This is a genomic window from Lutimonas saemankumensis (genome assembly GCF_020171465.1).
GTDB lineage: Bacteria > Bacteroidota > Bacteroidia > Flavobacteriales > Flavobacteriaceae > Lutimonas > Lutimonas saemankumensis.
In genome coordinates, this window is record NZ_JAIUZR010000004.1 from 448,291 (window position 1) to 467,734 (window position 19,444).

Genomic DNA, 19,444 nt, shown 5'->3' on the forward strand with positions numbered 1-19,444 from the left:
TGTCAGGAATATTATTTGACGAAAATATGGATTTATTTTGAAAAAAACATTTCCAATTTTATCCGTTTTTGATTGTCTTTTGGTTTATTGCCGTGTAGTATAACACCTTTTGGGATCCAGTTCCAGTCGCTAACCGTAGTATCACGAACAGCTCCCTGGGGAAAATCGGTATTCACCAGGTTTCTTAAAGCAAGTCTTGACATGGCAATAGGTTCGTCTCCTTTGAGTACCCTGTTGATGTATTCCGTAATCCTGAATTTATATTTCTCAGGATTACCTTCATCATCATATTCCAGCTCTCCGCCAAACACGTCAGCCCCATATCTAAAACTGTAGAAATCATCCACGAATGAATTAAAATCATACTTATATAAAAGTAATCGGGATGGGATTTCATTCTGATCCCCGTCTAAATAGAAAACAAGGTTGGCCTCATTGATCAAAAAGTTCTGTTGTCTGAGATAATCAACCGTCTCTTCATCAAATACCTCAAGAATGATCTCAGATCCGGCCGCTCCCTGAAGATATAAATTTATTTCTCCTGTTTCGGTATCAGGATTCGTCAACGGTCGTTCTATTTCTGAACCTGTGTAATTTCTATTATACTTTGAGGTTCGAACCCCTCCTAAATTATATCGTTGACCTTGTTTGGTTTTTACCACTACATCTTCTTCCCCGTTTATCCCATTACCATTTAAATCCTCATCGTCGGGCTCATCAGTCACTACATCATTGGTGTAATAAATGGTCATACTTGCATTGGAAACCTGAAGATTCAAAAGAGACCCGTCAAAGCCTTCCGCATCAACGTACAGTCCTCTGAAGTATCTAACAAAGTTTCCGTTATTTTCAAAATCGAAAGGGTTGTCATGATCTACGAACCTTTCTTTAAAAAATTGTTCATCCAGATCAAACTTAATGGATGGGGCAGCCGTCTCTGTTTTAATGGTGTCAATGTCATCTACTGTTGTGGGATCCCCATCCAGGTGACGTCTTTCAACATATAAGACAGTATCATTTCGATTCGGTTTGAACCCTCCGGAAAATAGCTCATCCCTCAATTCATACTCCTTATCCGAATAGTAAGATTTTGGTTTGGTAGGGTCCTCCGGATCAAGTGAATTCAAAAAGGTCCCCAATTCAAATACTGCGATCTGATACTCTAAATCCTTATTTCCGTAGATTGAATCCAAGATGAAATTGGGTACTTTAAGTGTATCTCCGCCTTCATTTATAATAGGTAATCCCGTTGCAGGGTCAACAGCGCTTTGGTCGCCATCCCTTGTAGAAAAATAGGGGATGTCCAAAACGACACGGTCAATAATGGCATTATCTCCAAAATCAGCACCTGTCAAAGGAAGTAAAACCTGAGAGATTAAATCACTGTTCATAGCACCAAAGGTCATATCTGAATTGACTCCTAAAAGGCCTAATGGAGCATTCAGCTGGGCATTGTCCGGTTCGTTATTATCCACTCGGTTGGAATCAACATTTCGATGGTAAGCAATAACCTCAAAAATCGAATCTCCTACCTCAAAGGGTCTCTGTCCCGTGAGATCAACGGCAATATCTTCAAGATCCTTTTCACACGAAACGATTCCGAATAAAAATATCAATCCTATACCAATATTTTTAAAAATGGCTATTCTTTTAGACATAAACTATTCTTGGATGTTAAAGCAATTTATTATAAAACTTTGTTGAGATAAAAGTCGGAATATGCGTCTGAAAACTCTTCGATGGGCTGGTACCCAAGGACAGGTATTTCAAGATTCTCAATTACTTCAGAAATTTCTTCGCTTAACTCCTCACTTCCCATAATTACCGCATCCGAATTCTCAATGGCAACTTTAACGAAACTATTACCATTTCCTTTGGAAAAAGATTCCAGTTTCTCTTCAGCTATTTGATCGAACTTGATTTTATCAATAAGCTTATCACCACTTAAAACCCCTGAATTTTGGTAATTAAACGCCGAAGTAACAATTTTACTGTCAGCAAAAAGAGGATCATTTTTGTAGTATTCTCTTAAATATAACGGCAAAAGGGACGCCATCCAGCCATGTATATGAATGATGTCTGGTGACCAGTTTAGTTTTTTGACAGTTTCTACCACACCTTTTGCGAAAAAGATAGCTCTCTCATCGTTATCAGCAAACAGGTTCCCTTCTTCATCCGTAAACACGGCCTTTCTTCTGAAATATTCTTCATTATCAATAAAATAAACCTGCATACGTTCTTTAGGCAAAGAGGCCACCTTGATAATCAATGGCATATCCATGTCATTGATGATCAGATTCATACCAGATAATCTGATAACTTCATGCAACTGATGTCTTCTCTCATTGATCACTCCAAATCTCGGCATAAACATCCTAATCTGCGCACCTTGGCTGTGCATCTCCTTTGGAACCTCAAAAGCCATTTTTGACACTTCAGTTTCAGGTAAATAGGGGGTTAATTCTGACGAAATATAAAGGATTCTCTTATCTTTCATTTATCAATCTGTTTTGGATCGGTGCAAAATTACGAAAATATATGCGAAATTCGAATTAAAATCTTAAGTTTGAAGCGGTAATTAACAATATTTAACGTCTCAATGGAGGTTTTTAAAACCATAAAATCTCTTCAGCAAAGTCTGACGGAAGACAGCCAAAATAAAACTGTTGGTCTGGTTCCGACCATGGGCGCACTTCACGAAGGTCATCTTTCCATTATTGACAAGGCTAAAAAAGAGAATGATATTGTCATTGCCAGTATTTTTGTGAATCCTACCCAGTTTGATAAAAAAGAAGATCTTATCAATTATCCAAGTACGCTGGAATCAGACCTTGATGCCTTGGAAAAAAGAGGCTGTGATTTTGTTTTCACGCCTACTATCGAAGAAATCTACGGGGGAGCCACCAAATCAGAATCTTTCGATTTCAAGGGACTCGACAAAGAAATGGAAGGGAAATTCAGAACAGGCCATTTTGATGGTGTGGCCACCATTGTGAAGAAGCTTTTTATCATCACTTCACCCGATAATGCCTATTTTGGAGAGAAGGATTTTCAGCAACTTCAAATCATCAGGCAAATGGTTAAAACGGAAGGACTGACTGTAAAGATTATTCCGGTAGAAATCTATAGAGAATCAGATGGTCTTGCCATGAGTTCCAGAAACACCCGTCTTAATGAGGCCCAGCGCAAAGCGGCTCCTGAGATCTATCAAACCCTGCTCAAAGGCAAAAAACTGTTTCAGCAGGGAGACCTGGAAAAAGTTAAAAGTTTTGTTAAAAATGAACTCATCCAGAACAAAGAACTTGTTCTGGAGTATTTTGAAATTGCTGATAATGAGAGTCTTAAACCTGTATCTAAACTCGATCCAACAATGAGTTACCGGGCCTTTATTGCCGTTTTTGCCGGTGATGTAAGATTAATTGACAACATAGCCCTAAATTGAGTAACTTTGCACCGTTAATTTTTTAAGTGAATAATGAATATTGAAGTTGTAAAATCAAAAATACATCGCGTTAGGATAACGGGGTCTGATTTGAACTATATCGGAAGTATTACCATTGATGAAGATCTGATGGACGCGGCCAATATAATTGAGGGTGAGAAAGTTCACATTGTTAACATCAACAATGGAGAAAGATTTATAACATATGCCATAAGAGGGGAAAGAAAAAGCGGTGATATTGTGCTTAACGGGCCGGCTGCAAGGAAAGTTGCCAAAGATGACATCATCATCATTATTGCTTATGCAACCTTGGAGTTTGAAGAGGCGAAAGCATTCAAACCTGCTATTGTATTCCCCAATGAAAATGATAATTCACTGACCTAGTTTTTGAAATTTAGCTCTAAAAAAATCATTTTTACCACACTCCCAATAGCTTTAGGGGTGTTTCTTATTTGGTATTCCCTGGCCAAATTAAAACCTGAAGATATTGAATCGATCAAGAATTCGTTTAAAACGGCGAACTATTGGTGGGTGGCCTGTTCATTGTTACTGGGTGTCCTCAGCCATTTATCCCGTGCTTATCGATGGCAGTTTATGCTGGACCCGTTGGGGTATAAACCAAAATTTGCCAATAATGTGATGGCGGTTTTGGTGGCCTATCTTGTTAATCTGATTGTTCCCCGGGCAGGTGAAATTGCGAGGGCCACAACTATTTCAAAATACGAGAATATCCCTTTTGAAAAGGCTTTTGGAACCATTGTGTCAGAAAGAGTTGCTGATGCTGTTATGTTGCTCGGAATAATTGGTTTGGCCTTTGTATTTCAGACAGAACTTCTCTCTTCCTACCTATTCCCTGAAGATGATGGCAGTACAGGTTATACCTATTATATTTTGGGAGGGTTAGGGTTAATCGGAGTGATATTCACCTGGCTGATCCGGAAATCAAAGCACCCGTTTGCCATTAGAATACAGAACTTTGTTACTGGCCTTATTCAGGGTATTGTGAGCATTTTCAGAATGAAGAAGAAATGGGCCTTTATCTTTCATACTTTTTTTATCTGGATCATGTATGTGCTCATGTTCTATGTTGTAACATTTGCCTTACCTGAAACAACCCATCTCGCGTTTGGAGCGATCATTGTAGGGTTTGTTGTAGGCGGATTGAGTATGGCGCTGACCAACGGTGGCCTGGGTTCATATCCCATTTTTGTTGCCAGTGCCCTTACCCTTTACGGGATTGATGAAAATCCGGCCCTGGCCTTTGGATGGATCATGTGGACGGCACAGACCGTTATGGTCCTGTTTTTTGGCGGCCTCTCTTTTTTGGTCCTTCCAATTTATAACAAAGAAGAAGATTAAGTATTTTTAATACCTGATCGAGAAGAATTTCAACATGCAAAATTTTTACAGCAGCGGAAAACTACTTTTAAGCGGTGAATACCTGGTTTTGGACGGAGCCCTCTCTTTGGCCTTGCCCACCCGGCTGGGACAGGAAACGATGGTCCGGCCCATTGAAACAAAAAATAAGTTGCAATGGATCAGTAAAAATTATAAAGATGAAATTTGGTTCAGGACAGAGTTAACCCTTCCGGATCTGGAAGTCATCTCTTATCAAGGAGAAAAAAAAGTAGCCCTTACCCTGGTTAAAATCCTTGGCCATGCCAGGCTGATGAATTCTGACTTTCTTTCCGGCTCTCAAGGATTCCAGATTATCAATAAACTTGGATTTCCAAGGGACTGGGGATTGGGAAGCTCTTCAACACTGATCAATAACATTGCATCATGGGCCGAGGTGGATGCTTTTGAACTTTTGTTCCGAAGTTTTGGAGGAAGCGGATACGATATCGCATGTGCAGGTTCAGAGTCCTCGATCCTTTATCAGCTTGATCAAAACAAACCCAAGGTCCAGCCTGTTGATTTTAACCCGCCGTTTAAAAACAATCTTTACTTTGTTCATCTCAATAAAAAGCAAATCAGCAGTGACAGTATAAAACTATACAAGAGCAAAAAAGTCACTCAGAAAAATATCGATGATATCTCATCAATATCCCAGTCATTGTTAAATACTGCTGAACTGGATGATTTTAAAAATTTGATGCAAAAACATGAAAATATCATCTCTGAAGTTCTTGAAATCCTGCCAATTCAAAAAAGGCTATTTGAAGACTATAGTGGCCAGATTAAGAGCTTAGGTGGATGGGGAGGAGATTTTATTCTGGCTGCGGGAAATGATCTTAGTCCTGATTATTTTAAATCAAAAGGATTCCAAACGGTTATTTCTTTTGAGAATATGATAAAAAGCTGATGGATCATAAAGATGTCATAATCATTGGTGGCGGGGCAGCTGGTTTTTTTGCTGCGATCAATATCGCAGAATCTAATCCGGACCTTCAGGTATCTATTCTTGAAAAAAGCAGCAAGGTTCTGCAAAAAGTAAAAGTGTCAGGTGGTGGAAGGTGTAATGTGACCCATGCCTGTTTTGACCCTAAAGACCTTGTTTCCTACTATCCCAGAGGGGAAAAAGAGCTTTTGGGCCCCTTTCATTCTTTTATGACAGGTGATACAATTGAATGGTTTGAAAAAAAGGGAATCGAATTGAAAGTGGAAGAAGATCTGCGAATGTTCCCCGTAACCAATAGCTCTCAGACGATCATAGACTGCTTTCAAAGCAGTGCAGAAAAAGCCGGAGTAGAAATCTTATTAAACCAAAATGTTCATCATATCAAAATTGCTGAAAAGGGCTTTGAAATAGAAACTAAAACCGGTAGGTTCAGATCTGAAAAGCTTCTTATAACCACCGGGGGAAACAGTAAAATGTGGGAATTGATAAAAGGTTTGAATCACACCATTGTAGATCCGGTGCCTTCACTTTTTACGTTTAAAATCAAGGATGAGCTACTCCAGAATATTCCTGGAATTTCGGTTCCGAATGCCTTGATCTCGATAAAAAATTCAAAATATTCTGCCCAGGGGCCTGTTCTTGTTACACATTGGGGCCTAAGCGGTCCTGCGGTATTAAAACTATCTTCTCTTGCGGCTCTTGAGCTTGCAGATAAAGACTATGATTTCGAAATAGCCCTTAACTGGATAAATTCGACCAAAGAGGAAACTGATGAAAGGCTCTGGCAGTATAAAAAACAAAATCCAAAAAAAAAGGTAGGGATACGTTCTCCCTACTCAGAAATTTCGAGAAGGCTTTGGGAAAATATGTTAACCCGTGCCCATGTAGATCGGGACCAAAACTGGTCCGATCTTTCAAAAAAACACATAGAATCTTTGAGCCTCGTTCTTACTGAAACCTCTTTATCAGTAAAAGGCAAAACGACATTCAAGGAAGAGTTTGTTACAGCAGGTGGTGTTGATCTAAAAGAAATCAATTTTAAACGCTTTGAGAGCAGGCTTCATTCCAATTTGTATTTTGCGGGCGAGGTCCTGAATATTGACGGGTTAACCGGAGGTTTTAATTTTCAAAATGCCTGGACCGGAGGGTATATCGCAGCCCGGGCAATTTCAACCATCTAGTTCGATCTCACTTTCTCGACATAAAACTTATAAAAGTCCTCTTTGATTTCATCTCTTATAGATCGAAATTCTTTGAGTATCTCTTCTTCTGTTCCTGTAGCATCTGCCGGATCTTCAAATCCTATATGCAAATGATGCTTTACATCACCCAAAAATCTTGGGCAGGTTTCCTTTGCTCCACCGCATACAGTAATGACATAGTCAAAGGATTTATCCAGGTACTTATCCACATTTTCCGGGCTGTGTCCACCGAGGTCGATCCCTAATTCCTTCATAACCTGAACCGCCTTTGGATGAACTTCGTGCGAAGGGTTTGTACCCGCGGAAAAAACCTGTAGTTCATGATCAAATTCCTTAAGAAACCCTTCTGCCATTTGACTTCTGCAAGAATTTCCTGTACATAATATGAGTATCTTATCTTTCATTTTTTAAATTTTTATTTTTTAATATCAATTGCTACAGATCACGAATAATATTTCTTCTTAAGTTTCAGCGAAATATTAACCAGTAAAATCAGAACGGGTACTTCAATAAGCGGGCCTATAACTCCTGTAAAAGCCTGTGGGGAATTAATTCCAAAAACAGCAATGGCAACAGCTATTGCCAATTCAAAATTATTTCCTGTGGCGGTAAATGCCACGGAAGCATTTCTTTTATAGTCGACCCCTCTTTTCTGAGCAATAAAGAAACTGATAAAAAACATCAGGGCAAAATACAGGATAAGTGGGACAGCTATCCTTACAACATCCATGGGTAGTTCCATGATCATGTCACCCTTTAAACTAAACATCAATACGATCGTTGCCAGAAGGGCTATCAAGGTTATGGGGGATATAAATGGAATAAACTTTCTGTTGTACCAGTTTATTCCTTTCGCCTTAACAAGATACTTTCTTGATAAGAAACCTGCAGCAAACGGAATTCCCAGATAGATCAAAACACTTTGAGAAACTTCCCAAATAGAAATATTTACATCATAGCCTTTAATGCCGAAATAAGGTGGTAAAACGGTTATAAATAACCAGGCGTAGAAACTATATGTAAATACCTGAAACAGGCTGTTTAAAGCTATTAATGTGGCTCCATACTCCCTGCTCCCTCCTGCCAGATCATTCCAAACGATAACCATGGCAATGCACCTTGCAAGGCCAATTAAAATCAAACCTGTCATATAACCAGGATGGTCACGGAGAAAAATAATGGCCAGAAAGAACATTAAAATCGGACCAATGATCCAGTTCAAAAATAAAGAAAGACGCATTAGTTTTGCGTCTTTAAATATAGAAGGAATCAAGTTATAGTCAACTTTGGCCAATGGTGGGTACATCATTAATATCAGGCCAATGGCCAGAGGAATATTTGTTGTTCCAACCGACAGCTTTTCATTCAGTGAGGCAAACCCCGGATAGAGAACACCCAGGGACACCCCTAAAGCCATAGCCAAAAATATCCATAACGTTAAATAACGGTCCAGTAACTTGAGTCTTTTCTTCATTCCTTAAAATTTCAGCTAAAGTAATCTTTATTATAGAAATTACAGGCTTTTAACAACAATTTGAGGTTGTGCAACAAGCTTCTTCCTCCTTCACGTTTTCAGCTATAGTGCATTCATCTTGAGCCTTGCATCTTGTTTTCTCTGAAAACAATTCTATATACAGTCGGTTTTCATCCCATTGTAAGTCCCCAACCGGCATAACCGCTGTGGTAAATTCCTCATTTCCATATTCAAGTTTTAATTCTGTGTCCATTTTTATGGCTTTAATACCATCTACCCTTTTTAGAATGGACAGAATTTTATCTGTTGTCATGTAAGTTCTCTTATTCAGTTCCTCTGGGCTTTCCCATAACTGAAAATGGGTTTCCTCCCAAAAATTGGTTTTCCCCCCACAATCCGTAGTATCGAATTGTACATTTTTCACTTCGGTTAAGTGATAATTTGCACCAACTAATTTTTCTGGCTGATATGAAAACAGCAACTCTTTCCCTTGATGCTGATTCAGCACATTAATAAATTCATTTACTTTCATTTTTATCGATTTAATAATTTATACATTCTAACTATTTCTTCCTGCAGTCTCAATAGTAGTCAAAGCCCAATTTTAGAGCTTCTCCTCTCGAGTAATACATTATCTTTCCAAACACCATCCAATAGTCCAATTCTCTCTCTGAAACCAATAATTCTGAATCCTGACTTTTCATGTAATCGAATACTATTTTTGTTTTCCGGAAATATTCCCGCCTGTAAGGTCCAGAAACCCTCAGATTCACTTTCAGTGATCAGCCTGTTCATCAGAATTTTTCCGATTCCTTTTCCTCTTGCATTTGCGGCAACATAAACGCTGACCTCAGCAACCCCACCGTAAACACATCTTGAGGAAACAGGCGACAGAGCCGCCCAGCCTAGCACCTCCTCATTGTTTCTGGCAATGATCCTGCAAGATTTCAAGTGATTGGCATCCCATGCTTCCCAAGAGGGAATTTCTTTCTCAAAAGTTGCCATGCCCGTGGCTATCCCTTCTTCATAAATACGGGAGACTTCCGGCCAATGAGAATAATTTATTGCTTCAGTTCGTATCATAGCCTACCTGATTTAGCAACAACTGATCTTTGAGAAATCTTCTTTGAACAGGTCCGCAAACAAACCCTTTGCCAGTTGCCAGTTTTCTGAGTGAATACAGTATTTCACTTTTGGAGGATTTACTTCCCCTTCGATGAGACCAGCTTCTTTTAATTCTTTAAGGTGTTGTGAAACCGTTGATTGAGCCAACGGAAGAACTTCCAGAAGGTCTCCAGTGAAACAACAACTCTGGTTACTCAAATGCTTTAAAATAATTATCCTTGCCGGATGGCCCAGAGCCTTGGCAAATTTGGAAATCGTTAACGTGTCCTGTGAATACTCAATATCTTGTGCGGTACGTTTCATCTCTTTGATTTAATTGTTCATCGCAAATGTACGATGATTATTTTTATAAAAAAAAGATTTTGCAAATTTTATTTGGCAACCTCTCCTCGATGGGGTTTTAAAGCATCTCTGTATACGATCATATCTTTCTCTGGCACAGTGATATAGGCCAAGCAATACATCTCATTTATATCCTGAATATCTGCTTGAAAAAAATCCAGGTTCTCTTTGATCGCAAATTCCTCCAAATGAACCACATGGTGTTTGGCGATTTCTTTGGCTTCCGGTCCCCGAAAATCCCATATCAGTTTTATTTTCCTCTCCATGGCTTAAATTTTGACAAAGATATTCATTCTTTAATCAAAACATCAAACAGATCATTACTTAAGGACAATAAAAATATCCATTTAAAAAATGGATATTTTTATAACATTGAAGATAGCGTTATTCCTTTCTGATCCAGGTTATAATGATCAAACCCAATCTCCCGATAAGAAAAATAAACATGCCAAACACAGGTGGAAGAAAAGCTACCTTTAAACCAGCCGCCATGACCTCAGCTGACACATTCCCGTAAGATTCAATGGCATCAAACGCGCCAATCAATCCAATAATCTGACCAAGAAAACCCCATACTATAGCAAAAAGTGTAATTGAACTGATCAGTTCATTCGTTTTTTTATCCCGTCCCCTGCTTAATAAACCTTTTACGATTAGTATCATGACAAGTATGAATATAATAGCCAACGGGTACATAAAAAATGGTCCTCCTTCTTGTAAACGATCGAATAACATAATATTAAGATTTTAAATTAATGAGATCAAACCTAACTGAATCCAATCAATTGAAATTAAAAATGCGACAAATGACATATAAGGTCATCGATTTAACGAAAATAACGAGTTATTTGTTAAATCGATTCCAAATCCGGTAGAAACCCTTTTTAAACCGGCAGTCCAACCGAAAAAAGTTTACATTTAAAATAAATTCTGCAACTTGCAGCATGGACCTTATTAAATTGATCAATTCAAGATTCATTTCCCTGCACCTGATATTCTGGGTGGGAGTATGGTTCTTTTTTGTTTATTTCTTCAGTTATAATTCTACAGATTCAAATTATGTGACCTGGTTTTCGACTTTTCTGCTGCCGGTAACGATGATCACCACATACTTTGTTGTTTATTTTCTGATTCCAAAATACCTTCTCAGGAAAAAGTACTTATTATTCACACTGTATAGCGTTTATACAGTTGTTATTTCAACCTGGTTGATCCTGATGACTATTTTCGCCAGCCTTATTTTCCTTTCAAATCTGAAAATAGAGAAAATGCCACCCATGAGTAAGAACTATATTTTTGTTCTTATCCTTGTATATCTGGTTGTTTTACTCGTCAGTTTCGTCAACCTCCTGAGCCATAATTTCAAGACTGAATCAAAAAACAAAGAATTGGAGAACAAGATCCTTTCAACCCAATTACAGATTAAGGACCAGGAACTGCAATATCTCAAAAAACAGATCCATCCTCATTTTCTTTTCAATACCTTGAATACGATTTATGGGTTTGCTTTAAAAGGGTCAAAAAACACCCCTGATATTATATTAAAATTATCTAATCTCCTGGATTATATTCTGTATCAGGTGAATAAGCCTAAAGTCAGCCTCAGGGAAGAGATTCTGCATCTTCAGGAATATATTGACCTTGAGCGTATCAGGTTTCAGGATACTTTAAAAATTTCATTTGACTCGGAAATAGGGAATGGTGAGAAGTTCATTCCACCAATGCTCCTGATCCCGTTTGTTGAAAATGCTTTTAAACATGGAGATCTCATAGAGGGTTTTCTTCATATTTTTATTGAAATCAGACTTATAGATGAATCTTTGAATTTTTCAATTAAAAACAGTGTAAAAAAGGCCACCAAGAAACAAAAAGAATCTGGTATAGGCCTTGAAAACATTAAGAAACGCCTTGGGCTGATCTATCCGGATAATCATTTTCTTAAGATCAGATCTGAGGGAGAATGGTATGAAGTTGAATTGAAAATCCACAAAATCTAAACTGTTTAAAATGGCTAAAAATATTAAATGTATAATTGTTGATGATGAGCCCATGGCTCGGGAAATTTTGGAAAATCATTTAAACAGGATCGATTCCATTGAGATTTTAGGGCTTTGTAAAAATGCTGTAGAAGCCTTTAATCTATTGAACTCACATGCTGTTGACCTGATATTTCTTGATATAAATATGCCTGAAATATCCGGTTTGTCCTTTGCCAGATCCATTAATAAAGATATCAAGGTTATATTTACTACGGCCTACAGAGAATACGCTGTTGACGGTTTTGATTTAAAAGCTGTGGACTACTTACTCAAGCCTATTTCATTTGACAGGTTGATTCAGTCCATTGAAAAATACAAAAACGAAAGTCTCGTATTCAAGGAAGAAAGCTCTCCTGACCAATCATTTGAAAAATCCGATTTCTTTTTTGTACGATCCAACAGGAAAATGATTAAAATAAAATTTTCTGATCTTCAATACATTGAAAGCCTGTCTGACTACGTAAAACTATTCGTCAACGGCAAGGCAATCATAACCCGGGAAACCATATCAAGTATTGAAGCCAAACTTCCTGCAAAAGACTTCCTGAGAGTGCACCGGTCATTTATTGTGTCTCTTAACAAGATAGATTCTTTTACTCAGGAATTTGTAGAAATAGAAAATAAGGCAATCCCAATAAGCAGAAGTTATAAAAACGATGTAAAACAGAGATTAGATAATGTTTAGCTAAAGATTTATCTTTGCCGAAACCTTAGAAACTGTGATAGAGAAAAACTTTATTTTTAATTTGAACACAAAGGATACAGGGGCCTCCGGAAGTGTCACCTGGCAAAGCCCGAGTAACATTGCCTTAATAAAATACTGGGGTAAAACAGATCCTCAGATACCAAAGAATGTCTCTATAAGTTTTACGCTTTCTAACTGTAATACTCAAACCACGGTAAAATACAGGCCCAAATCGAGCATTTCAGAGGACTTTGATTTCAAGATTTTTTTTGACCAAAAGGAAAATCAAAGTTTCCGGCGAAAAATTGAACAGTTTTTTGAGAGAGTAGTGCCTTATATTCCTTTTATCAGGAACTATGAATTTGAAATCCATACTGGGAATTCTTTTCCACACAGCAGTGGTATAGCCTCCAGCGCAAGCGGTATGAGTGCCCTGGCGCTGTGTCTGATGAGCATTCAAAAATCTATGGATCCTCATCTAAGTGAAATTGATTTTAATCAGAAAGCCTCCTTCCTGGCACGATTGGGTTCAGGTAGTGCGGCGAGGAGCATTGAAGGTCCACTGGTCGTTTGGGGACAACATCACTCCATATTCAAAAGCAGTAACCTTTACGGAACAAAATACTCTGGTGAAATTCACGATGTTTTTACTTCCTTTCAGGATACGATTCTGCTGGTGGACAAAGGAGAAAAAAAAGTTTCATCAACTTTGGGGCATAAATTAATGCTGGGTCATCCTTTTGCCGAATCAAGATTTGAGCAGGCAAAGGACAATATGAATCGTTTGATAGCTATTTTAAAAAACGGAGAACTGGACTCGTTTATTGATATCATTGAACGTGAAGCCTTATCACTTCACGCAATGATGATGACTTCCGACCCCTATTTTATTTTAATGAAACCTAATACCCTTGAAATAATAAACCGTATTTGGAATTTCAGAGAATTATCAGGATGTCATATCTGTTTTACCTTGGATGCCGGGGCAAATGTACACGTACTTTATCCGGATAAAGACAAAAAAGCAGTAAGAGACTTTATTGACAAGGAACTGGTTCAGTTTTGCCAAAATGGCCAGTTTATTCATGATAACGTTGGCAACGGAGCGAAACTCCTGTGATGTACTGGGGTAAAATCCATTATGGAGCTTAATTTTTTCTTTTAAGTGAATAAGTTTTAAGAATTTAATTCGTTTAATGAGAAGTCAAAATCAGATCAAATCTAATTTTGTCTTATATTTGTAGCAAATTTTTAAACAGAGATAATGAAAGGTCCTCTTTTTTACGCTAAAATCCTTCTGTTTGGAGAATATGGCATTATTAAAGATTCCAAAGGTTTGGCTATCCCTTACAATTCGTATCAGGGAGCTTTGATTATTTCGGATGACACCGATGAAAAGGCGAAAGATTCCAATGACAAACTTCGAGAATTTTATCATTATCTCCTAAATCTAAAAGACCCTGAAATCGAATTGCGATTAGAGGAATTCAAGAGAGACATTGAAAAAAATATGCATTTTGACTCGAGCATCCCCCAGGGATACGGAGTTGGAAGTTCCGGAGCACTTGTTGCTGCCATTTATGATAAATACGCGGACAATAAAATTACTGTTCTTGAAAACCTGACCAGAGATAAACTGTTAAAACTGAAATCTGTTTTTTCAAAAATGGAGTCCTTTTTTCACGGCAAAAGTTCAGGTCTTGACCCGTTGAATTCCTATTTGAGTTTACCGATCCTTATCAACTCAAAAGACAATCTCGAGGCAACAGGGATCCCTTCCCAAAAAGAGGGAAAAGGCGCCGTGTTTCTTCTCGATTCAGAAATGATCGGTGAAACCCAACCCATGGTGAACATCTTTATGAATAAAATGAAGAATGAAGGATTCAGAAAAATGATCGACAGGGACTTTGCGCGTTATACGGATGACTGCATCGATGATTTTCTACATGGAAACGTTAAATCTTTGTTCGGAAATGTGAAAAAGCTGTCAAAAGTCGTTTTGAAACATTTCAAGCCTATGATTCCCGATTCATTCCATCAGTTATGGCAAACGGGAATTGAGACAAACGATTATTATTTAAAACTTTGTGGTTCCGGAGGAGGAGGTTATATCTTAGGCTTTACCGAGGATTATGAAAAGGCCAAAAAATTGCTTGATTCCTACAAACTGGAACTCGTTTATCGATTCTAAACATCCTGGATTATGGATGCCTCCGACAAAGGGTTGAGTAAAAAACCCAAATCAAAGAAATCATATTCTTTATTTTTCAAATTTCTAAGTTTGCTATCTGTTGTGCGGGGTTATAACATCGCACTGATCGTCCTTGCCCAATACCTGGCCGCTATTTTCATTTTTTCTCCGGATCTGCCTTTAAAATCAATTATTTTTAATCTGGACCTCTATTTCCTGGTATTGGCTACGATCTGTGTAATCGCTTCCGGCTATATAATCAACAATTTTTATGACAGTAAAAAGGACAGGATCAATAAACCCATAAAATCCAAAATAGATAGTCTAGTAAGTCAGAAAATAAAATTACAGATCTATTTTTTTCTGAATTTTGTAGGTGTGCTATTTGGATTGCTGGTTTCATGGAGAGCCGCACTCTTTTTTGCGGTTTATATTTTTCTGATATGGCTCTACTCACATAAGTTGAAAAAGTACCCTTTAACAGGTCTTTTCTCTGCTTCTATATTATCCATTCTTCCATTTTTCGCCATCTTCATTTATTATAAGAATTTCTCAGAGGTTATTTTTATTCATGCAGCTTTTTTGTTTTTCGTACTTATGATCAGGGAACTTCTCAAGGATCTCGAGAATATTAAAGGAGATATAGTTCAGGATTACCAGACAATTCCGATCAAATACGGAGAGTACTTTACCAAAGCTCTCATTACCCTTTTGGTTTTGCTTACCATGAATCCCGTATATTTTTTATGGGGATATCCGGAAATAGGAATGATGAAGTATTACTTCTACCTGGTAGGAATCATATTCGTTTTTTTCCTGTTCTTTTTATGGAAGGCCAATTCAAAACGTGACTATGTCATTTTGCACAACGTGATCAAGCTGGTGATTCTGGTAGGAGTGCTTAGTATTCTCTTGATTGATACCTCCGTAATTATAAAAAGGATCATTAATGTATAAGTTCACTTCATTATTGAAATGATTTCGTATTTTTGCAAAAAATTTAAAAATGACCGCAAAAAATAACTCGTCGAGAGGACGACAAGAGCGTCGAAAAGAAAGTGATTTTTCAAAAAAGGCAGCTTCAAGATCGACTTCCGGAAAATTCAAAGGAAAAGGAAAGGATAAAAACTTCAGGCCTCACCCCGAAAAACTAAAAGCATTTAAAAAAGGGCCTTCAGCTCCCACTAAAAAATCAGATTCGGGAGAAATTAGATTGAACAAATACATAGCAAATTCAGGGATCTGCTCAAGACGTGAAGCTGATACTTTTATCGCCACCGGAAGCGCCAAAGTAAACGGTAAGATCATTACCGAAATGGGATATAAGGTAAAACCCGGTGATGAAGTCCGATTTGATGATGCTTTGATTTCACCGGAGGCAAAAAGATATGTTCTATTGAATAAACCCAAGAACTATATCACTACGATGAATGATGAAAGAGAAAGAAAGACGGTAATGGAATTGATTCATAAGGCATCAAAAGAAAGAATCTATCCGGTAGGAAGGCTCGATCGACAAACGACGGGACTGCTTCTTTTTACAAACGATGGCGAAATGGCTAAAAAACTTACACATCCCAAACATCAGGTAAAAAAGCTCTATCACGTGACTTTGGACAAAAAACTGGCAATGAGTGATCTGAAAAAGATCTCAGAAAATTTCGTGCTGGACGGAAAAATGGTTTTCGTAGACGATATTTCCTATATCGAAAACAAGCCAAAATTTGAAGTCGGAATTGAAATTCATTCTGGCAGAAACAGGATCGTAAGACGTATCTTTGAGCATTTTGGATACCATGTAATCAAACTGGACCGTGTAATCTTTGCAGGTCTTACAAAGAAGAATCTGGGAAGAGGTGTGTGGAGGCATCTAACGGAACAAGAGGTTAACAACCTAAAAATGATATAGAAAGTAAGACTTCTTTCGGAGCAAATTAGACCTCGGAATTGATATATGAGGTTTTATATAAAACAAAAAAGACTGCAAATATGCAGTCTTTTTTTATCGAAAAACAATCCATTTACTCAATAATTAATCTTCTGGAACTGCTTCCTTCTTCAGAACTGATTCTTAAAAAGTAGATCGAAGGTTCTAAAAATGATGCATCGTATTCCTGATCCGGATAAAAATCACCCTTAAAATTACTTACCAGGCGTCCTGTATGATCAAAAATTTCAACTTTCTGAACATTCTTATTTATCCTGAAAGTATTCTTTGCGGGATTAGGGTAAATGATCAAATCAGCCAAAGGGTCGAATTCCATCACTGGCAAAGCCACCTGGGAACTTCCATAGACCCTGAATTCTCCTGGCTCAAGTGAGATCAATTGATTTACATTAGTCACGTTCAACTCTGAATTATCATTCAGCAGATCATACCAGATACCGGTTTCCTGGAACTCAGGGTTAATGTTTTGCACAGTAACTCCAAAGTTTCCAATAACATTAATATATTTTAGTACGTCTCCCTGATCAACGTTATTGAGCTGAATCTTTTTTAACCCGGTGGATTTGTTCGCATCAACTTCAAAATCAGAGGTCTCAAAAATATTCTCCTTTAATTTAAGTTCTATCAGTTTCGCCCAGGTATCGTAAACTTCCTTCCTGTCAGGATCCTGAAGATAATCCCACCGTATGGGTTTGGGATCAACTTTGCACTGGTCATTCCCATAAGGAGTTGGAACAGTACCATTTGGACAGGTAAAGATACTGTAATCGTATCCCAGCTCACCAAATTGCCAGATCATCTTGGGTCCCGGTACGGTAAAATAAAAAGCACCCGCAAGCATCTCTCTTTCCAAGGCAGTTGACAATTCTGTTACATCATAAGAACCGTCTGCATTGCCAAATTCAACATTCTTATACATGAGTCTTTCCTCATCATGGCTTTCCATGTAGGCAACATTGGCAGGCACCGACCAGTTTCTGTTCTTGTAATCGATCCAGGAAAAGTCAGACTTGCCATTCTCATTATAGCCCATTGTTCCTTCATTATAAGGTCCGGTAAGTTTACTCCACATCATGATCCCTTTCCCTTCATTGAGCCTGTAATTCACCCATTCTGTTTCTTCCGCATTGGTGCCCAGATGTTCAAAAATGATATAAAAATCACTGTCAACGGCCCATTGATAATCTGCATACTCCTTAAGTACGGCTATTCTGTCTTCTTGCTTTGAATCTGTGCAACTGTCACTTCCGGTACAATTCTGAGTAAACCCTTTGGTGAGGTCCCAACGAAAACCATCAATGCGATATTCTTCGATCCAGTATTCAACGGTTCTCTTTACATAATCCTTTGTGGCCTGTTTACTATGGTTAAAGTCATTAAAAACACTGTAGGAATGTGTTGCCACCTGATTGAAAAAAGGGCTGTCTTCACTGGCCTGTCCTCCGTAACCTCCTGCACTTGTGTTCCACATTCTGTAAAAAGGATTCTGACCCGTTGCATGGTTGTAAACAACATCCAAAATTACTGCCATGTTTCTTTTATGGCATTCATCAATTAATTCTTTAAAAGCCTCAGGTGTACCATAATATTTATCCAGAGCCATATGAAAAGAAGGGTTATAACCCCATGACTGGTTCCCGTCAAATTCGTTTACAGGCATAAGTTCGATGGCATTAACTCCCAGTTCCTGTAAATAATCCAGCCTGGCCTTTACGGCGTCAAAGCTGTGCAGGTTATCAAAATCACGGATCAATAATTCATAGATCACCAGATCGGTCTTTTTTGGAAGTTCATAATTATTGGTCTGCCAGTTAAATTCAGGGTCACCTGTCCTTAAAAGAGTTACCGCATGATTGGTTTTCCCCTCGGGATAATCCGGAAGATTAGGATAGGTAACCTCGTCAATGAACTGATCATTGAATTCGTCAAGAATTGTGGTTGAATAAGGGTCCGCAATGCGTATAAAGCCATCGACCAGATATTGAAAAGTGTGATCAAATTGAGGGGTTAATCCGGTCAACTCAATCCAGAAACGATTTTTAGCACTGTCTTTCTTTAAAAGATAGGCTTCCTGCTTTTCCCAGTTATTGAAATCCCCAAGAACATAAACATACTGTTTTAAAGGGGCATAAAGTACAAGGGTTGCCTTTGTATTATCTTCAGGATCAAGATTGATACCGTCGAGCAATCCATTGGGTACAGGTGCTTCGGTAACAGGAGGAACCGTACTTCCTCCTACTACCACAACATTATCCTGTGATTTTTTGTCGCCAGTTCCATTTTTTGCCTTGACCAGAAAACCAATTGTTTCCAGTCCGGTTCGCTGATAAAAATCCTTTGGAACAAAGGAAATCGAATAGGTTCCATCCCCGTTATCTGTCATTTTCTGAGCCTCATTTGAGTTGGTCCATTCCCCGTTGGTAGGTGAATCCTCCTGTATTCCGTTTGCCGAAGCCCAGGCCCACAGATATACATCGGTTACTCCCCAAACTGCCGGGCTAAAATCAGAGGCCGTTATCATAATAAGATCGTCTTCAGAGAATGATTCCGGTACAATGTCAAAAGTAACATTTTGTTGCTGGGCATTTGCCAGAGTGGATAAAATCAAAAAAAATAGTAAAAGTTTTTTCATATGAGTTGATTAAATGGGAAAAA

21 protein-coding genes are annotated in these 19,444 nt (G+C 38.2%); 11 read left to right on the plus strand and 10 right to left on the minus strand.

What is annotated here, in order from left to right; all coding sequences use genetic code 11:
• Positions 1 to 32: 32 nt before the first annotated feature.
• Complete coding sequence (locus LCM02_RS09760) at positions 33 to 1,658, minus strand: DUF4270 domain-containing protein (protein WP_224928796.1); 1,626 nt, start codon at positions 1,656 to 1,658, stop codon at positions 33 to 35.
• 29 nt (positions 1,659 to 1,687) lie between these two features.
• Positions 1,688 to 2,497: a glycogen/starch synthase gene (locus tag LCM02_RS09765; RefSeq protein ID WP_224928800.1), complete on the minus strand. Its 810-nt coding sequence runs from the start codon at positions 2,495 to 2,497 to the stop codon at positions 1,688 to 1,690.
• A 102-nt stretch (positions 2,498 to 2,599) separates the two neighbouring features.
• Here LCM02_RS09765 and panC point away from each other — a divergent pair, with 102 nt between their 5' ends.
• Genes panC through LCM02_RS09790 form a run of 5 tightly spaced genes read left to right on the plus strand, consistent with a single transcriptional unit; the run spans position 2,600 to position 6,964 of the window.
• The gene (gene panC / locus LCM02_RS09770) at positions 2,600 to 3,442 is read left to right on the plus strand and encodes a pantoate--beta-alanine ligase (RefSeq protein WP_224928803.1); all 843 of its coding nucleotides are present in this window, start codon (positions 2,600 to 2,602) and stop codon (positions 3,440 to 3,442) included.
• A 33-nt stretch (positions 3,443 to 3,475) separates the two neighbouring features.
• On the plus strand, positions 3,476 to 3,826 hold the full coding sequence (gene panD, locus LCM02_RS09775) for an aspartate 1-decarboxylase (protein ID WP_224928806.1): 351 nt from the start codon (positions 3,476 to 3,478) through the stop codon (positions 3,824 to 3,826).
• Positions 3,827 to 3,829: 3 nt separating this feature from the next.
• Positions 3,830 to 4,801, plus strand: a complete 972-nt coding sequence (locus tag LCM02_RS09780) for a lysylphosphatidylglycerol synthase transmembrane domain-containing protein (RefSeq protein ID WP_224928810.1) — start codon at positions 3,830 to 3,832, stop codon at positions 4,799 to 4,801.
• Between the two features lie 34 nt (positions 4,802 to 4,835).
• Positions 4,836 to 5,747: a GYDIA family GHMP kinase gene (locus LCM02_RS09785; protein WP_224928813.1), complete on the plus strand. Its 912-nt coding sequence runs from the start codon at positions 4,836 to 4,838 to the stop codon at positions 5,745 to 5,747.
• Complete coding sequence (locus LCM02_RS09790; protein ID WP_224928816.1) at positions 5,747 to 6,964, plus strand: BaiN/RdsA family NAD(P)/FAD-dependent oxidoreductase; 1,218 nt, start codon at positions 5,747 to 5,749, stop codon at positions 6,962 to 6,964. Before LCM02_RS09785 ends, LCM02_RS09790 begins: the two co-directional genes overlap by 1 nt.
• Here the strand turns inward: LCM02_RS09790 and LCM02_RS09795 are convergent.
• From LCM02_RS09795 to LCM02_RS09825, 7 genes are all read right to left on the minus strand, one after another.
• Complete coding sequence (locus tag LCM02_RS09795; RefSeq protein ID WP_224928819.1) at positions 6,961 to 7,389, minus strand: arsenate reductase ArsC; 429 nt, start codon at positions 7,387 to 7,389, stop codon at positions 6,961 to 6,963. The genes LCM02_RS09790 and LCM02_RS09795 overlap by 4 nt on opposite strands.
• Positions 7,390 to 7,427: 38 nt before the next feature.
• The gene (arsB, locus tag LCM02_RS09800) at positions 7,428 to 8,459 is read right to left on the minus strand and encodes an ACR3 family arsenite efflux transporter (protein WP_224928822.1); all 1,032 of its coding nucleotides are present in this window, start codon (positions 8,457 to 8,459) and stop codon (positions 7,428 to 7,430) included.
• Between the two features lie 49 nt (positions 8,460 to 8,508).
• Positions 8,509 to 8,991: a DUF6428 family protein gene (locus LCM02_RS09805; protein WP_224928825.1), complete on the minus strand. Its 483-nt coding sequence runs from the start codon at positions 8,989 to 8,991 to the stop codon at positions 8,509 to 8,511.
• Positions 8,992 to 9,050: 59 nt separating this feature from the next.
• Complete coding sequence (locus LCM02_RS09810) at positions 9,051 to 9,542, minus strand: GNAT family N-acetyltransferase (protein WP_224928828.1); 492 nt, start codon at positions 9,540 to 9,542, stop codon at positions 9,051 to 9,053.
• 12 nt (positions 9,543 to 9,554) lie between these two features.
• Positions 9,555 to 9,887, minus strand: coding sequence for an ArsR/SmtB family transcription factor (locus tag LCM02_RS09815; RefSeq protein ID WP_224928831.1), 333 nt, complete (start codon positions 9,885 to 9,887; stop codon positions 9,555 to 9,557).
• Between the two features lie 68 nt (positions 9,888 to 9,955).
• Complete coding sequence (locus LCM02_RS09820) at positions 9,956 to 10,192, minus strand: hypothetical protein (protein WP_224928833.1); 237 nt, start codon at positions 10,190 to 10,192, stop codon at positions 9,956 to 9,958.
• A gap of 118 nt (positions 10,193 to 10,310) precedes the next feature.
• Entirely contained in the window at positions 10,311 to 10,661 is a 351-nt protein-coding gene (locus tag LCM02_RS09825; RefSeq protein WP_224928835.1) for a MotA/TolQ/ExbB proton channel family protein, read from the minus strand.
• A gap of 209 nt (positions 10,662 to 10,870) precedes the next feature.
• Here LCM02_RS09825 and LCM02_RS09830 point away from each other — a divergent pair, with 209 nt between their 5' ends.
• The 6 genes from LCM02_RS09830 (at position 10,871) to LCM02_RS09855 (ending at position 16,750) form a co-directional block, all read left to right on the plus strand.
• Positions 10,871 to 11,923: a sensor histidine kinase gene (locus LCM02_RS09830; RefSeq protein WP_224928838.1), complete on the plus strand. Its 1,053-nt coding sequence runs from the start codon at positions 10,871 to 10,873 to the stop codon at positions 11,921 to 11,923.
• A 10-nt stretch (positions 11,924 to 11,933) separates the two neighbouring features.
• Positions 11,934 to 12,650, plus strand: a complete 717-nt coding sequence (locus LCM02_RS09835) for a LytR/AlgR family response regulator transcription factor (protein WP_224928841.1) — start codon at positions 11,934 to 11,936, stop codon at positions 12,648 to 12,650.
• 61 nt (positions 12,651 to 12,711) lie between these two features.
• Complete coding sequence (locus LCM02_RS09840) at positions 12,712 to 13,770, plus strand: diphosphomevalonate/mevalonate 3,5-bisphosphate decarboxylase family protein (RefSeq protein ID WP_224928844.1); 1,059 nt, start codon at positions 12,712 to 12,714, stop codon at positions 13,768 to 13,770.
• A gap of 144 nt (positions 13,771 to 13,914) precedes the next feature.
• The gene (locus LCM02_RS09845) at positions 13,915 to 14,841 is read left to right on the plus strand and encodes a mevalonate kinase family protein (protein WP_224928847.1); all 927 of its coding nucleotides are present in this window, start codon (positions 13,915 to 13,917) and stop codon (positions 14,839 to 14,841) included.
• 12 nt (positions 14,842 to 14,853) lie between these two features.
• Positions 14,854 to 15,798, plus strand: a complete 945-nt coding sequence (locus LCM02_RS09850) for a geranylgeranylglycerol-phosphate geranylgeranyltransferase (protein ID WP_224928850.1) — start codon at positions 14,854 to 14,856, stop codon at positions 15,796 to 15,798.
• Positions 15,799 to 15,847: 49 nt separating this feature from the next.
• Positions 15,848 to 16,750, plus strand: a complete 903-nt coding sequence (locus LCM02_RS09855) for a pseudouridine synthase (protein WP_224928853.1) — start codon at positions 15,848 to 15,850, stop codon at positions 16,748 to 16,750.
• Between the two features lie 112 nt (positions 16,751 to 16,862).
• On the opposite strand, the gene LCM02_RS09860 is transcribed toward LCM02_RS09855, so the two are convergent.
• A complete protein-coding gene (locus LCM02_RS09860) occupies positions 16,863 to 19,421 on the minus strand; it encodes an alpha-amylase family glycosyl hydrolase (RefSeq protein ID WP_224928857.1) in 2,559 nt (852 codons plus the stop codon).
• Positions 19,422 to 19,444 lie beyond the last annotated feature (23 nt).

What these genes read in the sequence shown, in the direction of transcription:
- LCM02_RS09830 (WP_224928838.1), top strand. Translation starts at nt 10,871, where the DNA reads ATGGACCTTATTAAATTGATCAATTCAAGATTCATTTCCCTGCACCTG.
- LCM02_RS09790 (WP_224928816.1), top strand. Translation starts at nt 5,747, where the DNA reads ATGGATCATAAAGATGTCATAATCATTGGTGGCGGGGCAGCTGGTTTT.
- LCM02_RS09845 (WP_224928847.1), top strand. Translation starts at nt 13,915, where the DNA reads ATGAAAGGTCCTCTTTTTTACGCTAAAATCCTTCTGTTTGGAGAATAT.
- panD (WP_224928806.1), top strand. Translation starts at nt 3,476, where the DNA reads ATGAATATTGAAGTTGTAAAATCAAAAATACATCGCGTTAGGATAACG.
- LCM02_RS09855 (WP_224928853.1), top strand. Translation starts at nt 15,848, where the DNA reads ATGACCGCAAAAAATAACTCGTCGAGAGGACGACAAGAGCGTCGAAAA.
- LCM02_RS09820 (WP_224928833.1), bottom strand. Translation starts at nt 10,192, where the DNA reads ATGGAGAGGAAAATAAAACTGATATGGGATTTTCGGGGACCGGAAGCC.
- LCM02_RS09805 (WP_224928825.1), bottom strand. Translation starts at nt 8,991, where the DNA reads ATGAAAGTAAATGAATTTATTAATGTGCTGAATCAGCATCAAGGGAAA.
- LCM02_RS09815 (WP_224928831.1), bottom strand. Translation starts at nt 9,887, where the DNA reads ATGAAACGTACCGCACAAGATATTGAGTATTCACAGGACACGTTAACG.
- panC (WP_224928803.1), top strand. Translation starts at nt 2,600, where the DNA reads ATGGAGGTTTTTAAAACCATAAAATCTCTTCAGCAAAGTCTGACGGAA.
- LCM02_RS09810 (WP_224928828.1), bottom strand. Translation starts at nt 9,542, where the DNA reads ATGATACGAACTGAAGCAATAAATTATTCTCATTGGCCGGAAGTCTCC.
- LCM02_RS09765 (WP_224928800.1), bottom strand. Translation starts at nt 2,497, where the DNA reads ATGAAAGATAAGAGAATCCTTTATATTTCGTCAGAATTAACCCCCTAT.
- LCM02_RS09825 (WP_224928835.1), bottom strand. Translation starts at nt 10,661, where the DNA reads ATGTTATTCGATCGTTTACAAGAAGGAGGACCATTTTTTATGTACCCG.
- LCM02_RS09860 (WP_224928857.1), bottom strand. Translation starts at nt 19,421, where the DNA reads ATGAAAAAACTTTTACTATTTTTTTTGATTTTATCCACTCTGGCAAAT.
- arsB (WP_224928822.1), bottom strand. Translation starts at nt 8,459, where the DNA reads ATGAAGAAAAGACTCAAGTTACTGGACCGTTATTTAACGTTATGGATA.
- LCM02_RS09795 (WP_224928819.1), bottom strand. Translation starts at nt 7,389, where the DNA reads ATGAAAGATAAGATACTCATATTATGTACAGGAAATTCTTGCAGAAGT.
- LCM02_RS09850 (WP_224928850.1), top strand. Translation starts at nt 14,854, where the DNA reads ATGGATGCCTCCGACAAAGGGTTGAGTAAAAAACCCAAATCAAAGAAA.
- LCM02_RS09835 (WP_224928841.1), top strand. Translation starts at nt 11,934, where the DNA reads ATGGCTAAAAATATTAAATGTATAATTGTTGATGATGAGCCCATGGCT.
- LCM02_RS09785 (WP_224928813.1), top strand. Translation starts at nt 4,836, where the DNA reads ATGCAAAATTTTTACAGCAGCGGAAAACTACTTTTAAGCGGTGAATAC.
- LCM02_RS09760 (WP_224928796.1), bottom strand. Translation starts at nt 1,658, where the DNA reads ATGTCTAAAAGAATAGCCATTTTTAAAAATATTGGTATAGGATTGATA.